At 71.9% G+C, this 26530-nt stretch carries 24 protein-coding genes, 1 tRNA gene and 1 pseudogene; 17 read left to right on the top strand and 9 right to left on the bottom strand.

What is annotated here, in order from left to right; translation table 11 throughout:
- Window positions 1-3 precede the first annotated feature (3 nt).
- Complete coding sequence (locus ACFT9I_RS12650; RefSeq protein ID WP_382563455.1) at window positions 4-861, top strand: siderophore-interacting protein; 858 nt, start codon at window positions 4-6, stop codon at window positions 859-861.
- Between the two features lie 9 nt (window positions 862-870).
- Here ACFT9I_RS12650 and ACFT9I_RS12645 read toward each other — a convergent pair whose 3' ends face one another.
- The 3 genes from ACFT9I_RS12645 to ACFT9I_RS12635 form a co-directional block, all read right to left on the bottom strand.
- Window positions 871-1551, bottom strand: coding sequence for a lysophospholipid acyltransferase family protein (locus tag ACFT9I_RS12645; protein ID WP_382563454.1), 681 nt, complete (start codon window positions 1549-1551; stop codon window positions 871-873).
- Between the two features lie 153 nt (window positions 1552-1704).
- Window positions 1705-1932 (bottom strand): hypothetical protein, encoded by a 228-nt coding sequence (locus ACFT9I_RS12640; RefSeq protein ID WP_382563452.1) that lies wholly within the window; start codon window positions 1930-1932, stop codon window positions 1705-1707.
- Window positions 1933-2056: 124 nt separating this feature from the next.
- Entirely contained in the window at window positions 2057-3853 is a 1797-nt protein-coding gene (locus tag ACFT9I_RS12635) for a beta-N-acetylhexosaminidase (RefSeq protein ID WP_382563450.1), read from the bottom strand.
- Window positions 3854-3994: 141 nt separating this feature from the next.
- On the opposite strand from ACFT9I_RS12635, the gene ACFT9I_RS12630 reads away from it, so the two are divergent.
- The 3 genes from ACFT9I_RS12630 to glmS all read left to right on the top strand — a co-directional run bounded on the left by ACFT9I_RS12630 (window position 3995) and on the right by glmS (window position 7220).
- Window positions 3995-4888 (top strand): DUF4429 domain-containing protein, encoded by an 894-nt coding sequence (locus ACFT9I_RS12630; RefSeq protein WP_382563448.1) that lies wholly within the window; start codon window positions 3995-3997, stop codon window positions 4886-4888.
- 135 nt (window positions 4889-5023) lie between these two features.
- A complete protein-coding gene (locus tag ACFT9I_RS12625; protein ID WP_382563447.1) occupies window positions 5024-5305 on the top strand; it encodes a hypothetical protein in 282 nt (93 codons plus the stop codon).
- An 85-nt stretch (window positions 5306-5390) separates the two neighbouring features.
- Complete coding sequence (gene glmS / locus ACFT9I_RS12620; protein WP_382563445.1) at window positions 5391-7220, top strand: glutamine--fructose-6-phosphate transaminase (isomerizing); 1830 nt, start codon at window positions 5391-5393, stop codon at window positions 7218-7220.
- A 22-nt stretch (window positions 7221-7242) separates the two neighbouring features.
- Here glmS and ACFT9I_RS12615 read toward each other — a convergent pair whose 3' ends face one another.
- Window positions 7243-7764, bottom strand: coding sequence for a universal stress protein (locus ACFT9I_RS12615; RefSeq protein ID WP_023541541.1), 522 nt, complete (start codon window positions 7762-7764; stop codon window positions 7243-7245).
- Window positions 7765-8130: 366 nt separating this feature from the next.
- Here ACFT9I_RS12615 and ACFT9I_RS12610 point away from each other — a divergent pair, with 366 nt between their 5' ends.
- From ACFT9I_RS12610 to ACFT9I_RS12575, 8 genes are all read left to right on the top strand, one after another.
- Window positions 8131-8469 carry a hypothetical protein gene (locus ACFT9I_RS12610; RefSeq protein WP_382563443.1) on the top strand — a complete coding sequence of 113 codons (339 nt, stop codon included), beginning with the start codon at window positions 8131-8133 and terminating at the stop codon, window positions 8467-8469.
- Window positions 8470-8855: 386 nt separating this feature from the next.
- On the top strand, window positions 8856-10079 hold the full coding sequence (locus tag ACFT9I_RS12605) for a GlxA family transcriptional regulator (RefSeq protein WP_382563441.1): 1224 nt from the start codon (window positions 8856-8858) through the stop codon (window positions 10077-10079).
- 10 nt (window positions 10080-10089) lie between these two features.
- Window positions 10090-10683 carry an oligoribonuclease gene (gene orn / locus ACFT9I_RS12600; protein ID WP_382563439.1) on the top strand — a complete coding sequence of 198 codons (594 nt, stop codon included), beginning with the start codon at window positions 10090-10092 and terminating at the stop codon, window positions 10681-10683.
- Between the two features lie 161 nt (window positions 10684-10844).
- Window positions 10845-10917: transfer RNA gene (locus ACFT9I_RS12595), tRNA-His, on the top strand.
- 141 nt (window positions 10918-11058) lie between these two features.
- Complete coding sequence (locus tag ACFT9I_RS12590) at window positions 11059-12432, top strand: ABC transporter substrate-binding protein (protein ID WP_382563437.1); 1374 nt, start codon at window positions 11059-11061, stop codon at window positions 12430-12432.
- Window positions 12433-12437: 5 nt separating this feature from the next.
- Complete coding sequence (locus ACFT9I_RS12585; protein ID WP_382563513.1) at window positions 12438-13463, top strand: carbohydrate ABC transporter permease; 1026 nt, start codon at window positions 12438-12440, stop codon at window positions 13461-13463.
- Complete coding sequence (locus ACFT9I_RS12580; protein WP_382563435.1) at window positions 13460-14326, top strand: carbohydrate ABC transporter permease; 867 nt, start codon at window positions 13460-13462, stop codon at window positions 14324-14326. Before ACFT9I_RS12585 ends, ACFT9I_RS12580 begins: the two co-directional genes overlap by 4 nt.
- Window positions 14327-14392: 66 nt before the next feature.
- Window positions 14393-15817 (top strand): glycoside hydrolase family 1 protein, encoded by a 1425-nt coding sequence (locus ACFT9I_RS12575; protein ID WP_382563434.1) that lies wholly within the window; start codon window positions 14393-14395, stop codon window positions 15815-15817.
- 204 nt (window positions 15818-16021) lie between these two features.
- Here the strand turns inward: ACFT9I_RS12575 and ACFT9I_RS12570 are convergent, their stop codons facing one another.
- Window positions 16022-17425: a sensor histidine kinase gene (locus ACFT9I_RS12570; RefSeq protein WP_382563433.1), complete on the bottom strand. Its 1404-nt coding sequence runs from the start codon at window positions 17423-17425 to the stop codon at window positions 16022-16024.
- Entirely contained in the window at window positions 17422-18153 is a 732-nt protein-coding gene (locus ACFT9I_RS12565) for a response regulator transcription factor (RefSeq protein WP_382563431.1), read from the bottom strand. The genes ACFT9I_RS12570 and ACFT9I_RS12565 overlap by 4 nt, the downstream gene beginning before the upstream one ends.
- A 50-nt stretch (window positions 18154-18203) precedes the next feature.
- Here ACFT9I_RS12565 and ACFT9I_RS12560 point away from each other — a divergent pair, with 50 nt between their 5' ends.
- The gene (locus tag ACFT9I_RS12560) at window positions 18204-18770 is read left to right on the top strand and encodes a hypothetical protein (RefSeq protein ID WP_382563429.1); all 567 of its coding nucleotides are present in this window, start codon (window positions 18204-18206) and stop codon (window positions 18768-18770) included.
- A gap of 44 nt (window positions 18771-18814) precedes the next feature.
- On the opposite strand, the gene ACFT9I_RS12555 is transcribed toward ACFT9I_RS12560, so the two are convergent.
- Complete coding sequence (locus ACFT9I_RS12555; protein WP_382563428.1) at window positions 18815-19699, bottom strand: spermidine synthase; 885 nt, start codon at window positions 19697-19699, stop codon at window positions 18815-18817.
- 93 nt (window positions 19700-19792) lie between these two features.
- Entirely contained in the window at window positions 19793-20245 is a 453-nt protein-coding gene (locus ACFT9I_RS12550) for a hypothetical protein (RefSeq protein ID WP_382563426.1), read from the bottom strand.
- 285 nt (window positions 20246-20530) lie between these two features.
- Between ACFT9I_RS12550 and ACFT9I_RS12545 the strand changes: the two genes are divergently transcribed.
- Window positions 20531-21919 carry a tetratricopeptide repeat protein gene (locus ACFT9I_RS12545; RefSeq protein WP_382563424.1) on the top strand — a complete coding sequence of 463 codons (1389 nt, stop codon included), beginning with the start codon at window positions 20531-20533 and terminating at the stop codon, window positions 21917-21919.
- 32 nt (window positions 21920-21951) lie between these two features.
- Here the strand turns inward: ACFT9I_RS12545 and ACFT9I_RS12540 are convergent, their stop codons facing one another.
- Window positions 21952-22548, bottom strand: coding sequence for a histidine phosphatase family protein (locus ACFT9I_RS12540; RefSeq protein WP_382563422.1), 597 nt, complete (start codon window positions 22546-22548; stop codon window positions 21952-21954).
- A 234-nt stretch (window positions 22549-22782) separates the two neighbouring features.
- Between ACFT9I_RS12540 and ACFT9I_RS12535 the strand changes: the two genes are divergently transcribed.
- From ACFT9I_RS12535 to ACFT9I_RS12525, 3 genes and pseudogenes are all read left to right on the top strand, one after another.
- Window positions 22783-23784 (top strand): phosphatase PAP2 family protein, encoded by a 1002-nt coding sequence (locus tag ACFT9I_RS12535; RefSeq protein WP_382563420.1) that lies wholly within the window; start codon window positions 22783-22785, stop codon window positions 23782-23784.
- Window positions 23684-24922, top strand: a complete 1239-nt coding sequence (locus tag ACFT9I_RS12530) for a hypothetical protein (RefSeq protein ID WP_382563419.1) — start codon at window positions 23684-23686, stop codon at window positions 24920-24922. Before ACFT9I_RS12535 ends, ACFT9I_RS12530 begins: the two co-directional genes overlap by 101 nt.
- Window positions 24913-26463, top strand: a pseudogene (locus ACFT9I_RS12525) (hypothetical protein); the annotation flags it as partial. The gene ACFT9I_RS12530 and the pseudogene ACFT9I_RS12525, both read left to right, overlap by 10 nt.
- Window positions 26464-26530 lie beyond the last annotated feature (67 nt).

Genomic DNA, 26530 nt, shown 5'->3' with positions numbered 1-26530 from the left:
CCCATGACGACCGCGACGGCTCCGTTCAGGTTCTTCGCGCTTCAGGTCGTACGGACACGGCGGCTCGGGCCGTCGCTGGTCCGCGTCACGTTCGGCGGCGACACCCGGTCCGGCGACACCCAGCGCAACAGTGGCCTCACCGACTTCGCCGCCGGCGGGCGCGACCAGAGCCTGTCCCTGTTCCTGCCCCTGCCGGGGCAGTCGGCGCCCGTCGTCCCCGTCGAGCAGGGCGACGGCTGGTGGGCGGCCTGGCGCGCGCTGCCGGAGGACGTACGGGCCGTGATGCGCTCGTACACGGTGCGCGAACAGCGCCACGACCCGGCGGAGTTGGACATCGACTTCGCCCTGCACCCGGACGGCGGGCCGGCCTGCCGCTGGGCGGGCGGCGCGGTGCCCGGCGACCGCGTGCTCGTCCTCGGGCCTGCCGTCGCGGACAACACGGCGGTCCGCTTCCGGCCCCCGGCCGGCACCGACTCCGTACTGATCTGGGCCGACGAGACGTCCCTGCCCGCGGCCGCCGCCATCCTGGAGTGGCTGCCCGCCGGGACAAGGGCGCGGGTGTGGCTCAGCGTGCCGTACGCCGCCGACCGTACGGAGCTGCCGACGGCGGCCGACGCCACCGTCCACTGGCTGGCGGCCGACGAGGGCGCCCTCTCGGCCGTGGAGGCGGTACGCGCCGCCGAGCTGCCCGGCACCGCGCCGTACGCGTGGCTCGCGGGCGAGGCCGGGACGGTGCGGGAGCTGCGCCGCCATCTCGTACGGGAGCGCCGACTGGACCGCGGGCACGTCACGTTCGTCGGCTACTGGCGGCGGGGGCTGAGCGAGGAGCAGTTGCGGGAGGAAGCGGCGAAGGCGCCGTGACCGAGCCCCTCAGACGGTCGCCGCCCCCGCCGCGACCGGGGGCGGGGGCGCCACGGACCGGCCGGCCGCGGTCAGCCACGCCGCGGTGACCGCGGCGTGGGCCTGCGTCGTGGCGGTCGGCAGATCGCCCGTCAGCCGCACCGGGGCGCCGATGTGCACCCGCAGGTCCGGGCGGCGCAGCGGCGCGGTGGCCAGGACCGCGAGCTGCCTCGGTCCACTGCCCGACATCACGCGCCGGGCGCCGGTCTGTCCGAGCGGGACGACCGGGGCGCCGGTGGCGGCGGCGAGGCGGGCCAGGCCGCTGCGGAACGGGCGGGGAGGCGTCTCGGTGGCGAGGGCACCGTCCGGGATGCCGCCCTCGCCGTAGATGAGGACGATCCGGCCCCGGGCGAGCGCGGCGGCGGCGTCTTCGAGGCAGCCGGCGGCCCGTGGGTCGGCACGGCGGACGGGGACGTGCCCGCCACGGGCGAGCGCCCGCCCCAGGATCGGTACGCGCCACAGTCCCGCCGCCGCCATCATGACCGGTTCGACGCCCTGCCGGCGCAGCGCGGCGAGCACGATCGCCGGGTCGCTGAGCGACGTGTGGTTCGCGGCGACGATGCTCCCGGGCGCCAACTCGGCGTCCCCGTCCAGCGTGACCGTGAGCCGTCCGAAGAACGGCACCAGTGCGGCGGCTGTACGGCTGAGCATGAGGGGCCTCCGGGGTGGATGGCGTGCGATGGCGTGCGATGTCTCTCATGGTCGCCGGGAGCGCGGACCGACGGCGTGAGTACCCGTACTCAACCACCCGCCCCAACCGCCCAGCGCCACAGCCCCGTTACCGCCCACCCGGCCCAACCGGCCCTAGTTTTCGTCCGGATACCCCCACTCCAGACCCACCGCGGCCGTCGGCGCCGCGCCCCGTACCGCCTCCGTCACATCGCGCTCGAACGCCGTGCTCCACGCGCCGAACTTCCGCACGCTCAACGGCCACTTGCCCGTTGTCACCTTGACCGACAGCGGCTCCCGGAACTTCCGGAGAGTTGTCTCGCGCTCGATCCCCTGTTCCTGCAGGATCTTCGCCAGTGCCACCCTGACGGCCGCCGCCTCACAGACATGAGCGGCACCCTACCGAGGGCCGTCGAGCGACCCGGCGGGCGCCCGTGCTCGCGCGTGGTACGGCACGGGCGCCCGTCTGATCAGCGGTGACCCGGGCTCACTCCGCGGGCCACGGCACCACCGGCGAGCGGTAGTAGTCGATCCCCAGAGCCGTCAGCCGCGGCCCCTGGGCCGCCAGCCGCTTCTTGTACGTGTCCCAGTCCCGCGCCGACTGCGGGGACCAGCCGATCTCCGCGACACCCGGCAGCCTCGGGAACGCCATCCTCTCGATGTTGTCGCTGGTCACCAGGGTCTCCGACCAGAGCGGCGCCTCGACGCCCAGCACCGCGCCCGGGTCGACCCCCGCGTCGGCGAGATAGGCCGCCGGGTCCCAGTCGTACGAGCGGTCCACCTCCACCAGACCGGCCCAGCTCTGGCCCAGGTCGGTGTTCCGGTCGTACTTCATGTCGAGGTAGACCCGGTCGGCAGGCGACAGCACCAGCTTCGTGCCGGCCTTCGTCGCCTCGGCGACCTGCGCGCGCTCGGCGGCGCCCGTGGCGTCGTAACCCCAGTACTGCGCGACCGCCCCCTTCACCGGGTCGGCGCCGGTCAGCTGGTGCCAACCCATCACCTTCTTCCCGTACTTGGCCACCACCGCCTGCGTCCGCCGCATGAACTCCACATAGTCCGCATGGCTGGTGGAGTGCGCCTCGTCGCCGCCGATGTGCAGATATCTGCCGGGGGTCAGCGCGGCCAGCTCACGCACCACGTCGTCCACGAAGTCGTACGTGACCTCCTTCGGCGCGCACAGCGAGCTGAAGCCGACGGCCGTGCCGGTGTAGAGCGGCGGCGCGACGCCGTCGCAGTTCAGCTCGGCGTACGAGGCGAGAGCCGCGTTCGTATGGCCCGGCATGTCGATCTCCGGGACGACTTCGAGATGGCGGGACGCCGCGTACCGCACCAACTCGCGGTACTGGGCCTTGGTGTAGTACCCGCCGGGGCCGCCGCCGACCTGGGTCGAGCCGCCGTACGTGGCGAGGCGCGGCCAGGAGTCGATCGCGATGCGCCAGCCCTGGTCGTCGGAGAGGTGCAGATGCAGCGTGTTGATCTTGTAGAGGGCCAACTGGTCGATGTAGCGCTTGACTTGGTCGACACCGAAGAAGTGCCGTGAGACGTCGAGCATCGCGCCCCGGTACGCGTAGCGCGGCTTGTCGGTGATGGTGCCGCCTGCGACCTTCCAGGGGCCGCGCTGCCGGCTGTCGCGCTCCACGGCGGCCGGGAGGAGCTGCCGCAGGGTCTGGACGGCGTGGAAGAGTCCGGCGGGCTTGCGGGCCGTGAGGGTGACCCCGTCACGGTCCGACTCCAGACGGTAGCCCTCGTCGCCGAGCGCGCGGTCCCGGTCGCCGGACGTCAGCCGCAGCCGGATCCCGTCGTCGCCGCGCCCCCGGTTCCGGTCGTCGTCGGTGATCCGCAGGTCGTAGCCGGTGGCGGGCCGCAGCAGCCCCGCCAGATAGGTACCGACGCGCCGTGCCTCGCGGGAGTCGTCGTCGACCCGGATCCGGGTCGAGGCGGTGATGGAGTACGGCGTGCCGCCCGGCCGCACCGAGGCGGGCACGGGGATGACGTCGCCGAGCGGCCTGGTGGTCGAGCCGGCTCCGGCCGTCGCCGCGCCGGGCCCGGGAGCCGCGACGGCCCCGGAGGCGGCCACGCACGAGAACAGGGCCACGGCGACGAGCAGCGGTCCGGAGAGGCGGCGGGAAGACAGGCGGCGGGAAGCGAGTCGGGAGGGTGACGGGGACGTGGGGGGTGTGGAGGATGTGGGGGGTGTTCCGTGCTGTCTCACAGGCTTGCCCCTTCGACGGAGTTCACGACTGTGGATCCACGACTGTGGTGCGTAGCGACCGAACCTTCCCATCGGAACCCCGAGCCCCATCCGTGGTCAAGGTGTAGACCATTTCTTGGACACCTTCTTCGGCACTTCTTCGACACCTTCTTCGGCGCCTTCTTCGGCGCCTTCTCGGCACCTGCTCCGGCACCTCGATGGAAGAATCGGCTCATGGCGGAAATCATCCAGAGGGACGGCACCTGGACCTTCGACGGCGACACGGTGCGCATAGTGCCCGGCAGCGACAAGCGGGTGAGTCTGCTGCGCAAGTCACTCGGCGAAGTCGCCGTGCCGCTGCGGGCGTTGGCGGGGGTCACCTTCGAGCAGGGCCGTAAGTCCGGGCGGCTCAGGCTGCGGCTGCGCGACGGCGCCGACCCGCTCACGAGGGTCGCCGGGGGCAAGCTGGACGACGGCTCCGATCCGTACCAACTGACCGTGGAGAACGACCGCGCGGGCGTCGCCGAGTACTTCGTCGACGAGGTGCGCAACTCCCTGCTGCTCGACGAGGTCGACTCGGGTCCCACCGAGCACTATCTGCTGCCCGGTCCGTCCCTGCCGATCACGATGAGCGCGGGTGACGGGACGGCCACCTTCGACGGCGAGGAGATCCGGCTGGAGTGGAACTGGAAGACCGAGGAGTCCAAGTCCTCTCAAGGCACCACCACCCTCTCGCTCGGCGACGTGGAGGCCGTGGAGTGGCGGCCGAGCGCCGGCATGGAGAACGGCTTCCTGCGCTTCCGGGTCGGCCGGGGCAATTCCCCGGCCCCGAAGTACGACCCGCACGCCGTGGAGCTGTACGGCTTCCGCAAGGACCCGCTGATGGCGCTGGTGGCCGCCGCCGTGGTCGCCCGGCTGCCGCACCCGAACGCGGACGCCCACGCGCCCGCCCTCCTCGCCAAGACACCCGAGCCGGCCGACGCCGTCCCCGTGCCCGCCCCCGCGAGTGGCGACGACCATGACGCGCTGCTGCGCAGGCTGCGTGAGCTGGGCGAGCTGCACCAGGCCGGGATCCTGACGGCGGAGGAGTTCACGACCGCCAAGCAGGCAGTACTGAAGCGCCTCTGAAGCCTCTCTGAATACGGCTCCAAATACGGCTCCGAGAGCGCCCCTACCCAGCACCACACAAGAGATCATGGACAGTCCTGCCCGGAATCGGGCAGGATTCTTGCAAAGAGCCCCGCGCGCCCGCAGTATCTACGGGTGCTCGAACGCCGTTCACCCTCGTCCCACGACGACCTCGTCGACCATCTGGTCCGCAGCACCGCGCTCCCGCGCGGCGAGGCGGCCCGGGTGATCCTGGACGTTCTGGCGTACTTCGACGAGACCACCGAGGAATTCGTCCGGCGCAGACACCGCGAGCTACAGGCCGGCGGCGCCACGAACCCGGAGATCTTCGAGCGGATCGCGGCCGAACTGCCGCACCGCGCGGTGGCACCGCCGGAGCTGTCCCTCAGACAGCTCCGGCGCATCGTCTACGGCTGAGCCGACCGAACCGGCCGAACCGGCTGAACCGGCTGAACCGAGCACCGCATCACCACGGAACATCGACGGAGGGGCAGAGACTGATATGTGCGGGATCGTCGGTTACATCGGAAGGCGCGACGTCGCTCCACTGCTGCTTGAGGGCCTGCAGCGGCTGGAGTACCGGGGTTACGACTCCGCCGGCCTGGTCATCACCGGCAAGGCGACGGCGGGCAGGCCCGCGGCCCTGAAGATGGTCAAGGCCAAGGGCCGCGTCCGCGAGCTGGAGTCCCGCGTCCCCAAGCGCTTCGCGGGCACCACCGGCATCGCGCACACCCGCTGGGCCACCCACGGCGCCCCGAGCGACGAGAACGCGCACCCGCACCTCGACCCCGAGAACAAGGTCGCCCTCGTCCACAACGGGATCATCGACAACGCCACCGAGCTGCGCGTGAAGCTGGAGGCCGACGGTGTCGTCTTCCTCTCCGAGACCGACACCGAGGTCCTCACCCATCTCATCGCGCGCTCCCAGGCCGACACGCTGGAGGAGAAGGTCCGCCAGTCGCTGAAGCTGGTGGAGGGCACGTACGGCATCGCCGTCCTGCACGCCGACTTCGCGGACCGTATCGTCGTCGCCCGCAACGGCTCGCCCGTCGTCCTCGGCATCGGCGAGAAGGAGATGTTCGTCGCGTCCGACGTCGCCGCGCTGGTCTCGCACACCCGCCAGGTCGTCACGCTCGACGACGGCGAGATGGCCACCATCAAGGCCGACGACTTCCGTACGTACACCACCGAGGGCTCGCGCACCTCGGCCACGCCGACCACCGTGGAGTGGGAGGCCGAGTCGTACGACATGGGCGGCCACGACACGTACATGCACAAGGAGATCTCCGAGCAGCCCGAGGCCGTGGACCGGGTGCTGCGCGGCCGGATCGACGACCGGTTCTCGACCGTGCACCTGGGCGGCCTGAATCTGGACGCGCGCGAGGCGCGCGGGGTGCGGCGCATCAAGATCCTCGGCTGCGGGACCTCGTACCACGCGGGTCTCATCGGCGCCGGGCTGATCGAGTCGCTGGCGCGGATCCCGGCGGACGCCGAGCCCGCGTCCGAATTCCGTTACCGCAACCCGGTCGTGGACCCCGACACGCTCTACATCGCCGTGTCGCAGTCGGGCGAGACGTACGACGTCCTGGCCGCCGTGCAGGAACTCAAGCGCAAGGGCGCCCGGGTGCTCGGCGTGGTCAACGTCGTCGGCTCGGCGATCGCCCGCGAGACCGACGGCGGCGTGTACGTGCACGCGGGCCCCGAGGTCTGCGTCGTCTCCACCAAGTGCTTCACCAACACCGTGGTCTCCTTCGCGCTGCTGGCGCTGCACCTGGGCCGGATCCGCGATCTGTCGGTCGCCGACGGCAAGCGGATCATCGCGGGGCTGCGCAGGCTGCCCGCGCAGATCGAGGAGATCCTGGAGTCCGAGGCGGAGATCAAGAAGGTGGCGGAGGAGTACGCGGACGCGAAGTCGATGATGTTCATCGGCCGGGTACGCGGCTATCCGGTGGCACTTGAGGCCTCGTTGAAGCTCAAGGAGATCTCGTACATCCACGCCGAGGCCTACCCGGCCTCGGAGTTGAAGCACGGCCCCCTCGCGCTCATCGAGCCGGCGCTGCCGACGGTGGCGATCGTGCCGGACGACGATCTGCTGGAGAAGAACCGCGCGGCGCTGGAGGAGATCAAGGCGCGCAGCGGCCGGATCCTGGCGGTCGCGCACCAGGAGCAGCCGAAGGCCGACCAGACGATCGTGGTGCCGAAGAACGAGACGGAGCTGGACCCGATCCTGATGGGGATTCCGCTTCAACTGCTCGCCTATCACACGGCGTTGGCGCTGGGCCGGGACATCGACAAGCCGCGTAACCTCGCGAAGTCCGTGACGGTGGAGTAGGGCCGACGTCGAGGACGTGCGGCTACGGGATGACCACGACGGGCCGCCTGGCCCGTCGTGCCAGCCGCCCCGCCACCGTGCCGAAGATGCGACCGACGATGCCGTGCGTGGAGCCGACGACGATCGCGTCGGCCGAGTACTCCTGGCCGACCTCTTCGAGTTCGTGGCAGATGTCGCCGCCGCGCTCGACGAGGATCCACGGCACCTCGGCGAGGTAGTCGGCGCAGGCGAGTTCGAGGCCGAGCACTTCGGTGCGGTGGTCCGGCACGTCCACGAAGACCGGCGGCTCGCAGCCCGCCCAGACGGTGGTGGGCAGCCGGTTGGCCACATGCACGATGATCAGGGCGGAGCCCAGCCTGCGGGCCATGCCGATGGCGTACGCCAGCGCGCGCTCGCTCGATGTCGAGCCGTCGAAGCCGACGACCACTCCGTGCCGGAAGGCGGGATCACAGGAGTGGCGCGTCTCTTCGGCCGCTTGCAGGTCCGACGCGGGGTCGGTCAACTGCTCGCGGTCAGCGGGTTCGGGGATTTCGTGACCGGCCATCGATGTCTCGGCGAGGAAGGTCCTTGTGTGAAGGAGCAACAATTGACGGGGCAACGGAGCTGTGTCTGGGAATCATCTTCCCAACCCCTTACCCCCAAGGGTACGGCGACACTCCTCTTTTTCGCCCAGGGACCGCCGCCGCGGTCGCGGCGTCCCACGGGAGCATGCCCGAGCCCGTCAGGGATCGCAACGCCGGATGGCAGGTACACAGGGACCCGACGCGGGATGTGACCGGGGACCCGGGAGGGCGGCCACCCGGGGGGTGGTAAGTGACCGGACGGCCGGACGCCTCGTTGATCATGGGTCCCCCGTCGTCGACGCAGTCACTCCAGTCACCACAGCCACCCCCGTCACCAGGGAGCTCACGTGTCCGTACGACCGCACCACCACGCCTCCCCCTCGGGGCCGGAGTCCGCGTCGGCCACATCGGGCGCGTCCGCGGCGTCCGCCGAGTCCGCGAGCGATGTGGTTCGCTGGGCCGCGTTCAGCTGTGTGCTCGTGCCGGTGGTGCTTGTCGTTTTCGGCACTTCCGTCGGCGGGGCGGCCGTGCCCGCGCTCGGACTTCTCGCCGTGACGGCGGTCTGCCGGCTCCTGCTGCGCCGCTCGGAGCAGTCCCTCCGTGCCCAACGTACGGCGGGTAACACCAGGCCCCAGGGGGCGCATCGGGGCGCGCGGACGCGTGGCAGGGGCACGCCGGGAGACTGACGCTTCCGGGCCCGCGCACCCGTAAGTTTTCAGCCAACTTCACCCCTGAGGCCCATCCTTGGCGAAATGGCCTGCCAACCCCCTTGCCACCAGGGCAGAGAGCCTCTTTCCGGCCGCGAAGAGCCTACGGGGACGGGCCATGCGCGCGAGGCGCACTTCCCTGTGGGCCGTGCGGGTGGAACGCTTCGTGATCGAATGCTTCGCGCCAAGTTGCCTTGTCGACATAGCGCCGGATGGAGAACTTGTCACGCCGGCACCACGGGACGCAGTAGATTCGATCATGAGTAGCGAAGAGTGGGGTCCCGTGCAAAACCGAGGGGAATCGTGCAGGAGCGAAAGACCCGACACGAACGGGGAGACGCGAACACCGAGGGGGGCTTAGCGCCATGAGCCAGGACTCCATTGCCGCACCGGAGTCAGCACGGAAGCTTTCCGGCCGTCGCCGCCGGGAAGTCGTCGCTGTGCTGCTGTTCAGTGGTGGGCCCATCTTCGAGAGCTCCATTCCGCTCTCTGTGTTCGGCATCGACCGCCAGGATGCCGGGGTTCCGCGATACCGGCTGCTCGTGTGCGGTGGGGAGGAAGGCCCGCTCCGCACGACCGGCGGGCTCGAACTCACCACGCCGTACGGCCTGGAGGCGATCGGCAGAGCGGGCACGGTGGTGGTTCCCGCCTGGCGGTCGATCACCTCGCCGCCGCCGCCGGAGGCGCTCGACGCGCTGCGCAGAGCGCACGAGGAAGGCGCCCGGATCGTCGGACTGTGCACCGGCGCGTTCGTGCTCGCCGCGGCCGGCCTGCTGGACGGCCGACCGGCGACCACGCACTGGATGTACGCGCCGACGCTGGCCAAGCGGTATCCGTCCGTCCATGTGGATCCGCGTGAGCTGTTCGTCGACGACGGCGATGTGCTCACCTCCGCGGGGACGGCGGCCGGAATCGATCTGTGTCTGCACATAGTGCGTACGGATCACGGGACGGAGGCCGCCGGGGCACTGGCGCGCAGGCTCGTCGTCCCGCCGCGGCGCAGTGGCGGTCAGGAGCGCTATCTGGACAGGTCTTTACCAGAGGAAATCGGCTCCGACCCGCTCGCCGAGGTCGTGGCCTGGGCGCTGGAGCATCTGCACGAGCAATTCGACGTGGAGACTCTGGCGGCCCGCGCCTACATGAGCCGCAGGACGTTCGACCGCCGCTTCCGTTCGCTCACCGGCAGCGCGCCGCTGCAGTGGCTGATCACGCAGCGCGTGCTTCAGGCACAGCGGCTGCTGGAGACCTCCGACTACTCGGTCGACGAGGTCGCCGGCCGCTGCGGCTTCCGCTCGCCGGTGGCGCTGCGCGGGCACTTCCGGCGTCAGCTGGGTTCGTCCCCCGCCGCGTACCGGGCCGCCTACCGGGCCCGCCGTCCGCACGGGGACCAGCTCGCGTCGGCGCCGGTGGACCACGTACCGGCGCAGGCCTCCCCGCAGCTCCGGCGGACAGCGGCGGCAGCCGCCCCGTCCGGTTCCGCGTCGGCCTCGTCGTCGGTGCCGGAGCCGGAGCCGGTCAAGTCCTACTCGGAGGCGTTCGCCTCCGGTCAGGGCCGCCCGAGCCTGCCCGGTCAGCGGAGCGCACCGTAGGGTAAGGCGCATGAACGATCGAATGGTGTGGATCGACTGCGAGATGACCGGGCTCTCGCTGACGGAGGACGCACTCATCGAGGTGGCCGCCCTGGTCACCGACTCGGAGCTGAACGTGCTCGGCGAAGGGGTCGACATCGTCGTGCGTCCCCCGGACGCGGCGCTGGAGACCATGCCCGAGGTGGTGCGGCAGATGCACACCGCCTCGGGCCTGCTCGACGAGCTGGCCGGCGGCACCACCCTGGCCGAGGCCGAGCAGCGGGTGCTGGAGTACGTACGCGAGCAGGTCAAGGAGCCGGGGAAGGCGCCGCTGTGCGGAAACACGGTCGGCACCGACCGCGGCTTCCTGCTGCGGGACATGCCGGAGCTGGAGGGCTACCTCCACTACCGGATCGTCGACGTCTCGTCGGTCAAGGAGCTGGCGCGCCGCTGGTACCCGCGCGCCTACTTCAACAGCCCGGAGAAGAGCGGCAACCACCGGGCGCTGGCGGACATCCGCGAATCCATCGCGGAGCTGCGCTACTACCGCGAGGCGGTCTTCGTGCCGCAGCCGGGCCCGGACTCGGACACGGCGAAGGCCATCGCGGCGAAGCACGTGCTGTGACGTACACGGCGACGCACGCAGTGACATACGCCGTGACGGGTACGCGGTGAGGTGTACGGGCCGCAGGGCCCCTCGGTCCCCGGAATAACTCGGGCGCGAGCACCCTCGCGGACCCTGTACACTTTTTCTCGGCCGGTCGGGCACAGGATTGACCGGGCATGGTGGGTATAGCTCAGCTGGTAGAGCACCTGGTTGTGGTCCAGGATGTCGCGGGTTCAAGTCCCGTTACTCACCCTGACGAATGAAGGGCCGGTTCGCGCGAGCGGACCGGCCCTTCGTCGTGTCGCCGCCCGGTCCCTTGACACCTCCCATGTGAGCGGGGACGCTCGACCCGTTCTATGGGAGCGCTCCCATGTCCGTCCAGGGAAGGACGTCATGCGCACACATTCCCGTGCGTCCCGTCGGCTGGTGGGCCTCGCGGTCGTCGCCGCGCTCGGGGCCGGGCCGCTCACCGGATGTGCCGAGGACCCGGCCGAGCCCGCGGTCGGCGTCGCGACCAGCGGCGGCACAGGCGGAGGCGGCACGAGCGGCGGCGGTGACGGCGGTGACGGCAACGGCGGGACCACGCTCACCGTGGGGGTCTTCGGGGCCTTCGGTCTCAAGGAGGCCGGGCTGTACGACGAGTACATGAAGCTCAACAAGGGCGTCGTCATCAAGCAGACGTCCATCGAGCGGAACGAGAACTACTACCCGCAGCTCCTCACCCACCTCGGCAGCGGCAGCGGACTCGCCGACATCCAGGCCGTCGAGGTCAACAACATCGCCGAGATCACCGCCACCCAGGCCGGCAAGCTCGTGGACCTGGGCCGGACCGAGGGCGTACGGAAGGACAGCTTCCTGCCCTGGAAGTGGTCGCAGGCCACCACCGCCGACGGGAAGACCGTCGGCCTCGGCACGGACATCGGGCCCCAGGGCATCTGCTACCGCAGGGACCTCTTCGCCAAGGCCGGGCTGCCGACCGACCGTACGGCCGTCGGGAAGCTGTGGGCGGGCGACTGGCGGAAGTATCTGGCGGTGGGGAAGCGGTTCAAGGCGCGGGCGCCCAAGGGGACGGTCTTCGTCGACTCGGCGTCCGGGGTGATGGCGGCGATCACCGGCGGGAACGAGAAGCGGTTCTACGACGCGGACGGCAAGGTCGTCTACAAGACCAACCCGGCCGTACGGCAGGCCTGGGACACCGCCGCCGAGTTCGCCCGCGAGGGACTGACCGGCAGACTCCAGCAGTTCACGCCCGCGTGGGACCAGGGCTTCGCCAACGCGACCTTCGCCACCGTCTCCTGTCCCGCGTGGATGCTCGGCTACATCCAGGACAAGGCGGGCGCCGCGGGCAAGGGCAAGTGGGACGTGGCGGCGGCGCCCCGGCCGAGCAACTGGGGCGGCTCGTTCCTGACCGTGCCGGCGGCCGGGCGGAACAAGGCGGCGGCGGCCAGGCTCGTGGCCTGGCTGACCGCGCCCGCGCAGCAGGCGAAGCTGTTCGAGCGGCGCGGCAGCTTCCCGAGTGCCCAGGCCGCGTACGACCTGCCGGCCGTCTCCGGCGCGCGGCACGCGTACTTCGGCGACGCGCCCATGGGGCGGATCTTCGCGGGTGCGGCGGAGGGCGTGCCGGTCCAGATCGTGGGCCCGAAGGACCTGATCATCGCCCAGAACCTGGCGGACGTCGGCATGTTGCAGGTCGACCAGAAGGGCCGGTCGTCGAAGCAGGGCTGGGACGCCGCGGTGAAGGCGATCGACAACGCGCTGGACCAGTGAGCGACATGACGGGCGTGGCGGGTGACGCGACCACGGTGGCGCCCTCCGGGTGGGAGGAGGGCACGGCGCCGCTTCCGGAGCCGGCCGGCCGGCCGGACCGGCGGCGGGAAGAGCGGAAGCGGGAGCGGCGCGGCCGGTGGCACCGCAGGGACACACGGTGGAGCCCGTACGCCTTCGTCGCGCCCTTCTTCCTCTTCTTCGCCGTCTTCGGCCTCTTCCCGCTCCTCTACACCGGCTGGGCCTCGCTGCACCGGGTCGAACTCACCGCGCCCGACGACATGGAGTGGGTGGGCCTGCGCAACTTCTCGCGGCTGCTCGGCGACGAGTTCTTCTGGAACGCCCTCCGGAACACCGTGACCATCGGGCTGCTCTCGACCGTCCCGCAGTTGCTGATCGCGCTGGGCATCGCGCATCTCCTCAACTACCGGCTGCGCGGCTCGATGTTCTTCCGGGTGGCCGTCCTCACGCCGTACGCCACGAGTGTCGCCGCGGCCACGCTGGTCTTCGTGCTGCTCTTCGGCCGCGACCACGGAATGATCAACTGGGGTCTGGGGCTGGTCGGGTTGGACGCGGTCGACTGGCAGAACGGCACGTGGACGTCCCAACTGGCGGTCTCCACCATCGTCGTGTGGCGGTGGACGGGCTACAACGCGCTGATCTATCTGGCGGCGATGCAGTCGATCCCCGACGAGCTGTACGAGTCGGCGGCGCTCGACGGGGCCTCGCGGCGCCAGCAGTTCCTGCATGTGACGATCCCGTCCCTGCGGCCCACGATCCTCTTCACCTGTGTCGTCTCGACGATCGGCGCGACCCAGTTGTTCGGTGAGCCGCTGCTGTTCAACGGCGGCGCGGGTGCGACGGGTGGCTCCGACCACCAGTTCCAGACGCTGGGGCTCTATCTGTACGAGCAGGGCTGGGTGAATCTGCATCTCGGCCGGGCCTCGGCGATCGCCTGGGCGATGTTCCTGATCCTGCTGATCATCGGCGCGGTGAACTGGCTCGTCGCCCGCCGGCTGCGGAGGAGTTCATGACGTCCGGCGGAACGACGACGACGGCCCGGCGCGGCGCCGGGCGGCACCGGTACGCGGGGCGGATCACCTACGCCGTACTGATCCTGTTCGCCGCCGGTTCGCTGTTCCCCCTCGTCTGGACGGCGATCGCCGCGTCCCGAAACACCACCCGGCTGGCACAGACTCCCCCGCCCTTCTGGTTCGGCGGCAATCTCGTCCGCAATCTCCGGATCGCCTGGACCGACGCCAACATGGGTACGGCGCTGTTCAACACGGTCCTGGTGGCGGGCACCGTGGCCGCCGGGACGGTGCTGTTCTCGACGCTCGCGGGCTTCGCCTTCGCCAAGCTGCGCTTCCGGTTCAAGAATCTGCTTCTGCTGCTGGTGATCGGCACGATGATGGTGCCGCCGCAGCTCGGCGTCGTACCGCTGTACATGCTGATCGCCGAGCTGTCCTGGACCGACCGGCTGCAGTCCGTCGTGCTGCCCACGCTGGTCAGCGCGTTCGGGGTGTTCTTCATGCGGCAGTATCTGGTGCGGGCGCTGCCGACCGAGCTGGTCGAGGCGGCGCGGGTGGACGGCGCGAGCAGTTGGCGGGTCGTGTGGCACGTCGTCTTCCCGGCGGCGCGGCCGGCGATGGCGGTGCTGGGCATGCTGACCTTCGTGCTGGCCTGGAACGACTTCTTCTGGCCGATCATCGCGCTCACCCAGAACGGCAACCCCACCGTGCAGGTGGCGCTCACGGGCCTCGGCCGCGGCTACATTCCCGACCAGTCGGTGATCATGGCCGGTGCCCTGCTCGGCACGCTCCCGCTCCTGCTGGCCTTCGTGATCTTCGGCAGACACATCGTCGGTGGCATCATGACAGGTGCGGTCAAGGGCTGACCGCGCGTTTCCCCCGGTTCGCCGACCCGCGACCGACCCGCCCACTCCCCGACCCGGAGCGCACCCATGTCCCTCAGTTTTCCGTCCGACTTCATATGGGGCACCGCCACCGCCGCCTACCAGATCGAGGGCGGCGCGCGGGAGATCGGCCGTACCCCGTCGATCTGGGACACCTTCAGCCATACGCCCGGCAAGGTCGAGAACGGCGACACCGGTGACACCGCCGCCGACCACATCCACCGCCGGGCCGAGGACGTGCGCCTCATGGCGGACCTCGGGGTGAACGCGTACCGCTTCTCGGTCTCCTGGTCACGCGTCCAGCCCATCGGGCGGGGCCCGGCCGTGCAGCGCGGTCTCGACTTCTACCGCAAGCTCGTCGACGACCTGCTGGAGCGCGGCATCCGGCCCGTCCTCACCCTCTACCACTGGGACCTGCCGCACGATCTGGAGACGGCGGGCGGCTGGCCGGTGCGCGAGACGGCGTTCAGGTTCGCGGAGTACGCGCGGATCCTCGGCGACGCGCTCGGCGACCGCGTCGACCGGTGGGTGACCCTCAACGAGCCCTGGTGCAGCGCCTTTCTGGGGTACGCCTCCGGTGTCCACGCGCCCGGCCGTACGGATCCGGTGCTGGCGCTGCGGGCCGCGCACCATCTCAACCTCGGCCACGGGCTGGCCACGCAGGCGCTGCGGACGGTGCTGCCCAGGCGCGCCCAGGTGACCGTCTGCCACAACGCGGCGGCGATCCGGGCCCGTTCGCAGTCGCCGGACGATCTGGACGCCCAGCGCCGTATCGACGCGCTGGCGAACCGGATCTTCACCGGGCCGATGCTGTCGGGCGCGTACCCCGAGGATCTGTTCAAGGACACCGCGCGGATCACCGACTGGTCCTTCGTGAAGCCCGCCGACACGGCGACGATCCACCAGCCGCTGGACTGGCTGGGTATCAACTACTACACGCCGCACCTGGTGTCGGCCGCGGCGGGCACCGGCGCGGACGCGTCCCGCCGTGACAGCCACGGGCACGCGCACGGCGCGGGCGAGAAGTCCCCCTGGCCGGGCGCCGAGTCCGTGACGTTCCATCAGCCGCAGGGCGAGGTCACGGAGATGGGCTGGTCGGTCGATCCGACCGGGCTGTACGACGTGCTGATGCGCTACACCCGCGAGGCGCCCGACGTGCCGCTGGTGATCACCGAGAACGGCGCGGCGTACGACGACAAGCCGGACGCGGAGGGCGTCGTGCACGACCCGGACCGGATCCGCTTCCTGCACGGGCATCTGTCGGCGGCGCACCGCGCGATGGCCGACGGGGCGGATGTACGTGGCTACTTCCTCTGGTCGCTGCTGGACAACTTCGAGTGGGAGCGGGGCTACGGGAAGCGCTTCGGCGCGGTGCACGTCGACTACGAGACGCAGTCGCGTACGCCGAAGTCCAGCGCCCGCTGGTACGCGCGCCTGACGGAGACGGGCGTCCTGCCGGACCCGCCCGCGTAGGACGTGTCTGGGGCGCGTCCCGGCCGGGTGGGGGGTTGGTCGGCCGGCCGGGACGCGGCGGGGTGGCGACCGGTGGGGGGACGGCAGCCGCGCGGTTGGTGCGCTCTCGCCTCAGCACGCTAGCCGCCCCGATCCGGACAAGTCACCGATAGCGGGCGGGTGTTGCCGTTCTTGAGGCCCCCTTAAGGAACCATTGGGAGCGGATTAATGATCGGCCGGCCTCAGGCCGTTCCCCCGCCGCCGCAGCCGGTGCCCCCGGCGCTCCCCCGTGGACCGCGTGGCGCCCCGTCCGCCGAGCCCGATCCAGATCCGTACCTCCGTGCCGCCGAGCATGGAGCGCCCGATGCGTACGTCTCCGCCGGTCGACTCCGCGACCCTGCGCACGATGTCGAGTCCGAGCCCCGTCGAGCCCTCGCCGGCACCGCTGTTGCCGCGGACGAGGGCCGCCTCGGGGTCCGCGATCCCGGGGCCCGCGTCCGAGACGAGGACGATCACGGCGCCGTCGGCGTGGTGGACGTCGACGGCGAAGGCGGTGCCCTCCGGGGTGTGCCGGAAGACGTTGCCGAGCAACGCGTCCAGCGCGGCGGCCAGTTCGGGTCTGGCGACCGGGATGCGCACCGGTCGGCCGACCCCGGCCAGCCGGACCGTCCGGCCCTCGTCCTCGGCCAGCGCCGACCAGAAGTCCATCCGCTCCCGGATGACTTCGGAGACATCGCACCCCACGCCGGGTGTCGTCGCGCGGGTCTGCGGCTTGGCCTTGCGGGCCGTACGGATGATGGTGTCGACCTCGCGCTCCAGCTGCGCGACGGCCGCCCGCGTCTGCTCGGCGGCCGGACCTTCGCCCAGTGACGCGGCGTTGAGGCGCAGCACGGTGAGCGGGGTGCGCAGGCGGTGCGAGAGGTCGGCGGCCAGTTCCCGTTCGTTGGCGAGGAGTTGGACCACCTGGTCGGCCATCGAGTTGAAGGCGATCGCGGCGGACCGCAGCTCCGTGGGGCCCTTCTCCGGGACCCGGGCGCCGAGCCGGCCCTCGCCGAGGTCATGGGCGGCGCCGGCCAGTTGCTGGGCGGGCTGGACCATCCGTACGCCGAGGCGGTCGGCCACGGCGACCGAGCCCACGATCAGCGCGATGCCCACGCCCGCGAGGACCATCCAGGCGGTGGCGACGCCGTTGGAGACCTCGTCCTCGGGGACGAACACCTCGATGATGGCGATCTTCCCGGTGGAGATCGCGATCGGCTGGAGCAACGAGGACCCGCCGCTGACCTCGGCTATGGAGGCCCTGCCCAGCTCCTCGGTGGCGCGCAGGTCCTGCTGGGCGGCCCGGCGGGTGCCGATCTCCATGGGCACGCTGCCCGGCTCGCCGGAGGCCGGCACATGGACGGCCAGCTGTCCCGTGTCGCCGATGGGGCTGGACTCGACGGCCCACTCCAGCTGTTCGCGGCCCTGGGCGATGGAGAGCACGGGGCCGAGGGTCGCCGCCTGCCGTTCGGCGTTGGAGAAGGCGCGGTCCTTGGCCATCTCCTTGATGACGAGCCCGAGCGGGACGGCGAAGGCGAGCACGACCATCGCGGTCACCGCCAGCGAGACCCTGACCAGCGCCCATCTCATGACAGTGGTTCGTACGCGCCGGGGCCGGACGACGGTGCCCGGGGGGCCGGGGGCTCCAGCTTCACGCCGACGCCGCGAAGGGTGTGCAGATAGCGGGGCCGGGCCGCCGTCTCGCCCAACTTCCTTCGCAGCCAGGACAGATGGACGTCAATGGTCTGGTCGTCGCCGTACGACTGCTGCCACACCTCGGCCAGGAGTTCCTTGCGCGCGACGACCACACCGGGCCGTCCGGCGAGGAAGGCGAGGAGGTCGAACTCACGCCGCGTCAGATCCAGTCGCGCGCCGTCGAGTTCGACCTGGCGGCGCAACGGGTCGATGGCGAGGCCGCCGACGCGGATGACGCGTGAGGGCGGGTCGTCGGCGGTGGCGCGCGAGCGGCGCAGCACGGCGGCCATCCGGGCCGACAGGTGTTCCACCGAGAACGGTTTGGTGAGGTAGTCGTCGGCGCCGTCGTTCAACAGCCGTACGATCTCCGCCTCGTCGTCCCGCGCCGTGGCGATGATCACCGGTACGTCGGTGATCCCGCGCAGCATCTTCAGCGCCTCGGACCCGTCGAGATCGGGCAGTCCGAGGTCGAGGATGACCACGTCGAAACGGAAATGGGCGACCTCGCGCAGCGCCTCCAGGGCGGTACCGACGCTGCGTACGGTGTGCGACGCGTCGGTCAAGTGCCTGATGAGGGCGGAGCGTACGAACTGGTCGTCCTCGACCACGAGCACACTTGGCATGGGCGGCACCGTACGCCATCCGGGGACAGGCGCGGGGCGGGTGGTGCAGTATGGCCCCGATGCGCAGAGGACTCGTACATGCCATGGCGTGGACGCTCGCGACCGGGGCGGCGGTCACGCTGTCGTGGTGGGGCGTGCACACGGTCGTGGTGGGCACGGTGTACGACAGGCCGCGGGCACTTCCGATCACCGGGGACAACGCGACGACGCAGCGCGCGCGGCCGCAGTCGTCCTCGACACACCGCCCGCCGAGCCCGCCGCCCTCACCCTCGCCGTCGGCCACCGCGTCCCCGGAGCCGTCCAGGACCTCCGACGACAAGCCCTCGGCGACCCCGCCCGCGAAGCCCTCGGAGAAGGACCCACCGCCGGACGCGGGCGCCGACTCGGCCGCGAACGGCGATGTGCGGAGCTATCCGGTCGACGGCGGGCGGGTCGTCTTCGATCTCGGCACCCACTCGGCCGAGTTGGTCTCGGCGACGCCGGAGGCCGGCTGGCAGATGCAGGTGTGGAAGCAGGACTTCTGGATCCGGGTGACGTTCACACAGGGCGACCGGGAGATCTCGGTCTTCTGCACATGGCACGACTCGGCGCCGCGGGTACAGGTCGACGAGCGATAAGTCCCTTACCGTGCACGGGTGTTGCGCGGGTGTTGCGCGGGTGTTCAGTCGAAGGAGCCGGCGGGCGGTACGGGTGACGGCTTGGCGTTCGCGTCGGTGACGGGCGCCGCGCCGCCGGTGAAGTCCGTGAGCGACCGCCCGTATTCCACCCGCCCCGGATGCGGATCGCCCGCGACCCGGCGCGTCAGCTCGGCGACCGGCAACTCCCGGTCGGACGCGAGGAGTACGGCGTTGCCGAAGCGCCGGCCGCGCAGTACGGCGGGGTCGGCGGCGAGCGCCAGCTCCGGGAAGACGGTGGCGGCCGTGGCGATCTGGGACCGCACATGCGCGAGTGGCGGCCCGTCGGCGAGGTTGGCCGCGTAGGCGCCGCCGGGGCGCAGCACGCGCCGTACGTCGGCGAGGAATTCGGCGCTGGTGAGATGCGCCGGGGTACGGGCTCCGTCGAAGACGTCCGTGATCACCAGGTCCGCCCAGTCGTCGGGCACCTTGGCGAGTCCGGCCCGCGCGTCGGTGGAGCGGACCCGGATCCGGGCGGCCGGGTCCAGCGGCAGTTCCCTGCGCACGAGTTGGACCAGCGGTGCGTCCAGCTCCACGATCTGCTGGGTGGACCGGGGGCGGGTCGCCGCGACGTAGCGGGCGAGGGTGAAGGCGCCACCGCCGAGGTGCACCACGTGCAGCGGCTGGTTGGCGGGTGCGACCAGGTCCGCGATATGACCGAGTCTGCGCTGGTAGGCGAAGGAGAGATGGGTCGGCTCGGCGAGGTCGACGTGCGACTGCGGGGCGCCGTCGATCAGCAGCGTCCAGGCGCGGGAGCGCTCACGGTCGGGCACCAGCTCGGCGAGTCCGCCGTCGACCGGCTCGGTGACGGTCTCGGGCCCGGGGGCACCTCGTCCACGTCGCCTGTTCTTCGCCGCCGGATTCTTCGCCACCGGTCCATTATCGCCCGGCGGCGCTCAGCGGCACGCTCTCATCGGCACTTGCTCACCGGCCCGCTCGCACCGGCACGCTCCCACCTGCACGCGCTACCGGTGGCCGTCCGCCGCCTCGATCAGCCGGGCCGCCTCGCCGAGCGCCTCCCGCAGCACCGCCGGGTCCGTGACCTCCCCGGTGTCGGCGTCGGGCGGCAGCAGCCAGGCGCCACCGGTGACGGGCGGCTCGGCCGGGACACGCAGCCCCCGGCCGGCCGTCTCCGTACACGCGCTGCCGGGCATGTCCCAGCCCGCCGCCGTGCCGGGCGGCACCAGGAACCCGAGGTTGTCGCAGTTGACGTCGAGGAGCACGGGCCCCACCCCCGGAGCCTCGCCCGCGCCGCGGCGCAGGATGTCGACGGCCTCCAGCCCCTGGCGGGCCGGCACGGTCACCAGATCGCACGGCACGCCGTGGTCCCCGTCGGAAGCGTCGCCGGGCGGCAACTCGCTCGCCTCGGCCGTGGGCTTGTGCTGAGCAGTCGTCCATGAGCTGTCACTGGTCTTCATACCGACCTCCAACTCCAACAAGGGAACCCTCCTCGCCGAGGAAACACATGGCGCGTCTCCACATGGTTCAACGCGCCACGGCGTCAACAGCTACGGCAGGAGTCCGCCGCAAAGGATGGCAGTTCATGGCAGATCGTGGGTGAGATATCCGGTTTGTAGCCAAACCCTGTGTAAGCAACTCGTTACAACAGGTACGTTCTTGGACGCCGGAACGCCGGAGCACCGGACCCGGTCGCCGGCTGAACCGGTACGCACGACCAAGGTGTTCCAAGAGAGGTCTCGGCCATGGTGTCGACCCGGGCGGTTCCCAATCACACCTTCCGCCGGCTGCGCGGCCCTCGCTCACCGGGCGAGTTCGCGGCGGCCGTACGCAGGTCCGCGCGGGAGATCGGTGAACAGGTCGCGTGCGACGCACGTTATATCGGTCGGGTGGAGGCCGGCGAGATCCGCTGTCCCAACTACGCGTACGAACGCGTCTTCCTCCATATGTTCCCCGGCCTCACCCTGGCCGACCTGGGCTTCTCGGCCCGCGAGAGCGTACGCGGCCGGGCGTCCGGAGCCACGGCCGACGCCCGCCCGGCGCCGGCCTCCCTCTCGAACCCGACCCCGATGTACAGCGACACCGGTGACATCAGCGAGGAGAGCGACGTGCGGCGTCGCGCATTCATGACCAACGGCACGGCGTCGATGGCGTCCGTCTCTCTCAGCCTCGGCGTCGGCATCGGCGCCCCGCCCGCGACCGCCGCCGTGCCCGGCCCCCGGCGGGCGGGCGAGGCCGAGGTGGGCGCCCTGGAGGAGGCGGTACGCCGGATCCGGCTGCTGGACGACCGGCACGGCGCCGACGGCCTGTACCGGCGGGCGGCGCAGCCGCTGCGCACCGCGTACGCGCTCCTCGACGCGGGCACCGTCTCCCACGGCGCGACGGCCGACCGGCTGCACGCGAGCGCGGGCGAACTGGCGATCTCGGTGGGCTGGCTGGCGCACGACTCGGGCCGGTTCGAGGACGCGCGTTCGCACTACGCGGAGGCGCTGGCGACCGCCCGGGTCGCCGGTGACCCGGGACTTGAGGCGCACGCGTTCTGCAACACGGCGTTCCTGGCGCGGGACGCGGGCAGACACCGCGAGGCGGTACGCGCGGCGCAGGCCGGCCGGCGCGCGGCACGGGACCTCGCCTCGCCGCGGCTGCTGTCGCTCCTCGCGCTGCGCGAGGCGGGCGGCTGGGCCGGGCTCGGGGACCGTACGGGCTGCGAGCAGTCCCTCGGGCAGGCGCACACGCTCTTCGAGCGCGGTACGTCGGACACCGACCCCGAGTGGATGTCCTTCTTCGGCGAGCCCGAGCTGGAGGCGCTGGAGGCGCAGTGCCGGGCGGCGCTGGGCGACTGGTCGACGGCGGCCCGGCACGCGTACCGGGCCACGATCCTGCAGGACCCGCACTTCACCCGCAATCTCGCGCTCTACCGGGCGGAGTTGGCCACGGACCTGGCGCGCGCGGGCCTCCTGGACGAGGCCGCGGCGACCGGGCACCAGGTGCTCGACCTGATGGACGAGGTCCAGTCGTCCCGTATCCAGGGCATGCTCGCGGGCATGGTGCGGGTGCTGCTGCCGAGGCGGCGTACGGCGGAGGTGGGCGGCTTCCTGGACCGCCACGCGTCGACGTCGAGCCGGGGACGGTGAGGGCCCGTCCGGCGATGGTGGGCCTTCGGGCCTCAGCCCGCGAGGTGCCCCGTGTCGTTCCAGATGTCGATCGCCGGAGCCCCGTACGCCCAGTCCAGGACCGACAGCGACGTCGGCGCCAGCCGGATCCGGGACGCGAAGGACACGTCCTCCCCCAGCCACCGCGCGCCGATCGCGCGCAGGATGTGGCCGTGCGCGAACACCAGCACGTCACGGTCGGCCGAGCGCGCCCACGCCACGACCTCGTCGGCGCGCGCGGCGACCCCGGCCAGGGTCTCGCCGTCGGGGACGCCGTCGCGCCAGATGAACCAGCCCGGCCGCACCGCCTGGATCTCGGCCGGGGTCATGCCCTCGTACGCGCCGTAGTCGAACTCCATCAACGCGTCCCACGGCCGCGCCCGGCCGCCGAACCCGGCGAGTTCGCAGGTGTCGCTCGCGCGCAGCAGCGGACTGGTGCGGATCTCCGCGTCGGGCAGGCCCGCCCACGGCTCGCGGTCCAGCCGCTCCCCGAGCAGCTTGGCGCCGCGCCTGCCCTCGTCGAGCAGAGGGACATCCGTCCTGCCGGTGTGCCTGCCGGACAGCGACCACGCCGTCTGACCGTGCCGGGCGAGGAGGATGCGCGGTGCCATGGAAGCTCTCCCTGAGGTTCACAACAGGTGCCGTCCCATCATCCCGTACCTGAACGGCGGGCAACCTCCGGGACGATCTCGGCGTCCCCATGGACAGCCGACGGTCGGTCCCCCGGGGGTTACGTTGGCGCACGAGGGTTCGTAGGGGGACCCCTCGCTTGCGCGTGACGGCCTACACCGTACGGTTGAACGTCGGCGGAAGGCCGCGTAAATAGATGAGGGAGAGCGTTCCGGATGCCGCAGACCGCCCGTGCGCGCACCGCCCACCGGCCCCGTTGGTGGGCCGAACTGCTGCTCCTGGCAGTGGTGTACGCGGCGTACTCGGCGGGTCGGTTGCTGGCGCGCGGTGACGTCTCGACGGCCGTCGATCACGGTCTGGCGATCCTCCGAATAGAGAAGGCGCTCTTCCTCAACGCCGAGCATCCGCTCAACCGGCTCTTCACCAGCACGCCGGCCATCGGCATACCCGCCGACTTCGCGTACGCCTCGCTGCACTATCTCGTCACACCGGCCGTGCTGATCTGGATCTTCCGCCGCCGCCCCGCGCACTACCGGGCGGCCCGTACCTGGCTGATGCTCTCCACGCTGCTCGGCCTGATCGGCTTCACCCTGCTTCCGACGTGCCCGCCGCGGCTGCTCGACGCCGGCTACGGCTTCGTCGACACGATGGCGCAGTACAGCTCGTACGGCTGGTGGGGCGCCGAGGCGAGCGCACCGCGCGGGCTCGGCGGGATGACCAACCAGTACGCCGCGATGCCGAGCCTGCACGTCGGCTGGGCCCTGTGGTGCGGGGTACTCCTGTGGCGGCACGGCAAGGCGCCGCTGCTGCGGGTCATCGGCCTCGTCTATCCGGTGCTCACGGTGATCGTCGTGATGGGCACCGCGAACCACTACTTCCTCGACGCGGTCGCCGGCGGCGCCGTGATGGGGGCGGGCGCGCTGCTGACGGGTCCCGCGCTGCGGGCCGCCGACCGGGGCTGGGCACGCGCCGCCGGCCGGTACGCGTTCGTGGCGAGACTCGCGCTGCTGCCGGGCCCTGGGCGGGCGTCCGTCGCGGTCGCGAAGGGTTCGGCGACTTCGGCCAACTCCCCGGTGAAACCTCCGATTGTCAGTGACGGATGCGAGACTTCCGCGGGTGAGCGATTCCCCGGGCAGCGCACCCGCACCAACAGCAGCACCGGCAACCCCAGCGGTTCCGGAGCCGCGACCGACGACGCTCCGGCAGCGGCTCGCTGAGCTGCGCGGACCGGACGTCGCGCCGCATCCGCTGGACGCCCGCGCGCTGGCCGCCCTGGCGGCCAATCCCGGCTGCGGGCGCCGTGCGCTGCTGGACGGCGCCGGGGTCGACAAGACGGCGCTCGCGGCGGCGCTCGGCTCCCCCGCGCCGTTCGGGCAGTCGCAGTTCGCGTTCATGCGCGGCAACGCCTTCGAGGCGCGCGTCAAGGCCGACGGCGGTACGGAGCTGATGCGGCTGCTGCACGAGCGCATGGGCGCGGGATCGCAGCCGCCGGTGCCCGGTGAGGTGCTCGTCCCCGACCTGTCGGCGGCCGGTCCCGAGGGGCGTGCCGCGCGTACGGCGCTGGCGCTGCGCGAGGCGACCGGCGCCGAGGCGAAGCCCGGCGCGTCCGGCGCGTGGACGCTGCTCGTGCACCCGCTGCTCGCGCTGGAGGTGGCGGGCTCGCCCGCCTATCTGGAGCCGGACGCCGTGGTGGTGCATCCGGACGGGCGGTGGACGGTCGTGGAGATCAAGTCCTTCCCGATGATCGACAGTTCGGCCGACCCGTCGAAGGTGGGCGCCGCCGCGCGGCAGGCCGCCGTGTACGTGCTGGCGCTGGAGCGGGTCGCCGCGCGGGTGACCGGCGCCCGGGTGGACCACTCGGTGCTGCTGGTCTGCCCCAGGGACTTCTCCAACCTGCCGACCGCCTCGGTCGTGGACGTACGCAAGCAACTGTCGGTGACCCGTCGGCAGCTGACCCGCCTCACCAGGATCGAGGACATCGCGGCGACCCTGCCCGAGGGCACCAGCTTCGACCTGGAGCGGTGCTCCCCGGCGGAGCTGACGGCGGCGGTCGACTCGGTGACGGCGGCGTACGCGCCGGAGTGTCTGGCCGCGTGCGAGCTGGCGTTCCACTGCCGGGGCCGGGCGCGCTCGGCGGGGGCCGTGGAGGCGCTGGGACGGGGTGTACGGGGCGAGTTGGGCGGCCTGACGACGGTCGGCGCCGTCCTGGCGGCGGCGCGCGGCGAGACGGCGGGGACGGACTCGGGCGCCTGGACCGACGACGACCCGACGGTCGTGGCGCTGCGCCGGGCCGCCGCGCTGCGCGCCGAGGCGCTGGGGTCCGTCCCTGAAGGCGCGGTCGCCGAATGTCGCTGATCAACACGCTGGCCCGGCTGGAGGCGGTGGAGAGCGGGCGCGCGCAGCCGCTGGCCACCGTGTGCCACCGGCGGCTGTCGGACCGCCCGCTGGTGTTCGTGCCGCTCACGACGGCCGGTGAGGCCGGTGCCCCGCTGGGCGCACTCGTCGGTACGGACCGCGAGTCGCCCCGGCTGCTGACCGTGGCGCAGCCGCGCGACCGCGATCTGCGCTTCGCGTTCCTCGCCGATCTGGCGGAGGCGCTGCTGCCGCATCTGGACGCGTACGCGGACGACGTGGAGCCCGCCGAGCGGAGCGAGACCGACCCGGAGACAGGCAAGCGCGTCAAGGTCGAGGTCGATCTGTGCGTGGACGCGCCGCAGTTGATCGTGCCGAACCGGCCGGGGGTGGACTTCGTACGGCTGCTGGGGCGTTCGATGCGGTTCCGGCGTACGGCGGACCAGGACCCGGACACGCCGTATCCGGCGCCCGCGCGGGTGCCGCTGCTGGGCCGCTGGCTGACGCACTACGGCGAGCGGGCCCGGGTGCCGGGTTCGTCGTTGCTGCTGGCGGCGACCGATCTGCTGAACAGGCACTGGGCGACGGGGCAGTCCAATCTGGAGGACCAGCATCTGGGGGCGCTGCTGGCCTGGATCGACCCGCCGGACGGCGGCTCGGGCCGGGACGCGGCGCTCCGCGCGGAGACGGACCGGGACCGCCGCGGTCAGCTGCTGTGCCCGCCCGCCGGTCCGGCGACGGACCCGGCCTTCGACAACAGGCTGCTGGCGCCGGCGATCGACGAGTACGACCGGGCGCGTCAGTCGCTGGGCGCCGCCGAGGACGGCCTGGGCGCGGACGAGCAGTTGGGCAGGCTGACCCGGGCCGAGCGGGAGATCCGCACGCTCCTGGAGAGCCAGTTGCGGCCGACGTGGGACGCGGTGTGGCAGGGGCTGGACCTGCTGCGGGAGTTGCCGGAGGGGGCGCGGGTCGCCGACCGGTGGACGCGTGACCGCTGGTCGTTCACGGGCCACCGCGACCGGGTGCGGTCCGGCGAACCGCCGCAGCCCCGGCACGACGACGCGGTGACGGCGGCGCAGAAGCTGGCCTCGCGGGAGACGGCGCAGGCGCAGCTGGAGGCACAGGAGGCGCTGGACGACCCGCTGGTGCTGGCGGGGCGCCGCCTCTCGGGCGAGGCGTTCATCGGGGAGGTGACGGACGTGGTGATGGCCTACAGCGAGAGCAAACGCCCCAGCCCGCGCCCCCTGATCACGCTGTACAGCGAGGACCACCCTCAGCTCGGCGAGCGTACGAAGGTCTACCGCTCGCTGGACGGCAAGCCGCAGTCGGCCGAGTTCGTGGGCCTGGAGCCGGACGGCACGCTGGTGGTGCGGCTGACGGACCGGATGGGCCGTGGCAGGGAACCGGTCGAGGGGTCGCTCCCGGAGAAGGGCGACCGGATCGCCTGGACCCTGTTCGAACACGACCAGCGGGGTGGCCCGAAGCTGCCGTCGACGGAGGAGACGCCGTGGACGCACGGGGGGCCGCCGGGCGTGGAGGGGGCGGGGGCCGTTCCTGCCACCGGGGTCGCTCCCGCCACCGGGGCCGGTGGCGCCGACGTGCCCGGTCCCG

The organism is Streptomyces sp. NPDC057137 (assembly GCF_042670825.1).
GTDB lineage: Bacteria > Actinomycetota > Actinomycetes > Streptomycetales > Streptomycetaceae > Streptomyces.
Note: the sequence above shows the minus strand (reverse complement) of the source record. Positions and strands in the feature narration are given on the sequence as shown.

What these genes read in the sequence shown, in the direction of transcription:
- ACFT9I_RS12650 (WP_382563455.1), top strand. Translation starts at nt 4, where the DNA reads ATGACGACCGCGACGGCTCCGTTCAGGTTCTTCGCGCTTCAGGTCGTA.
- ACFT9I_RS12645 (WP_382563454.1), bottom strand. Translation starts at nt 1,551, where the DNA reads ATGCTCAGCCGTACAGCCGCCGCACTGGTGCCGTTCTTCGGACGGCTC.
- ACFT9I_RS12635 (WP_382563450.1), bottom strand. Translation starts at nt 3,853, where the DNA reads ATGGGAAGGTTCGGTCGCTACGCACCACAGTCGTGGATCCACAGTCGT.
- ACFT9I_RS12630 (WP_382563448.1), top strand. Translation starts at nt 3,995, where the DNA reads ATGGCGGAAATCATCCAGAGGGACGGCACCTGGACCTTCGACGGCGAC.
- glmS (WP_382563445.1), top strand. Translation starts at nt 5,391, where the DNA reads ATGTGCGGGATCGTCGGTTACATCGGAAGGCGCGACGTCGCTCCACTG.
- ACFT9I_RS12615 (WP_023541541.1), bottom strand. Translation starts at nt 7,764, where the DNA reads ATGGCCGGTCACGAAATCCCCGAACCCGCTGACCGCGAGCAGTTGACC.
- ACFT9I_RS12605 (WP_382563441.1), top strand. Translation starts at nt 8,856, where the DNA reads ATGAGCCAGGACTCCATTGCCGCACCGGAGTCAGCACGGAAGCTTTCC.
- orn (WP_382563439.1), top strand. Translation starts at nt 10,090, where the DNA reads ATGAACGATCGAATGGTGTGGATCGACTGCGAGATGACCGGGCTCTCG.
- ACFT9I_RS12590 (WP_382563437.1), top strand. Translation starts at nt 11,059, where the DNA reads ATGCGCACACATTCCCGTGCGTCCCGTCGGCTGGTGGGCCTCGCGGTC.
- ACFT9I_RS12585 (WP_382563513.1), top strand. Translation starts at nt 12,438, where the DNA reads ATGACGGGCGTGGCGGGTGACGCGACCACGGTGGCGCCCTCCGGGTGG.
- ACFT9I_RS12580 (WP_382563435.1), top strand. Translation starts at nt 13,460, where the DNA reads ATGACGTCCGGCGGAACGACGACGACGGCCCGGCGCGGCGCCGGGCGG.
- ACFT9I_RS12575 (WP_382563434.1), top strand. Translation starts at nt 14,393, where the DNA reads ATGTCCCTCAGTTTTCCGTCCGACTTCATATGGGGCACCGCCACCGCC.
- ACFT9I_RS12570 (WP_382563433.1), bottom strand. Translation starts at nt 17,425, where the DNA reads ATGAGATGGGCGCTGGTCAGGGTCTCGCTGGCGGTGACCGCGATGGTC.
- ACFT9I_RS12565 (WP_382563431.1), bottom strand. Translation starts at nt 18,153, where the DNA reads ATGCCAAGTGTGCTCGTGGTCGAGGACGACCAGTTCGTACGCTCCGCC.
- ACFT9I_RS12560 (WP_382563429.1), top strand. Translation starts at nt 18,204, where the DNA reads ATGGCCCCGATGCGCAGAGGACTCGTACATGCCATGGCGTGGACGCTC.
- ACFT9I_RS12550 (WP_382563426.1), bottom strand. Translation starts at nt 20,245, where the DNA reads ATGAAGACCAGTGACAGCTCATGGACGACTGCTCAGCACAAGCCCACG.
- ACFT9I_RS12545 (WP_382563424.1), top strand. Translation starts at nt 20,531, where the DNA reads ATGGTGTCGACCCGGGCGGTTCCCAATCACACCTTCCGCCGGCTGCGC.
- ACFT9I_RS12540 (WP_382563422.1), bottom strand. Translation starts at nt 22,548, where the DNA reads ATGGCACCGCGCATCCTCCTCGCCCGGCACGGTCAGACGGCGTGGTCG.
- ACFT9I_RS12535 (WP_382563420.1), top strand. Translation starts at nt 22,783, where the DNA reads ATGCCGCAGACCGCCCGTGCGCGCACCGCCCACCGGCCCCGTTGGTGG.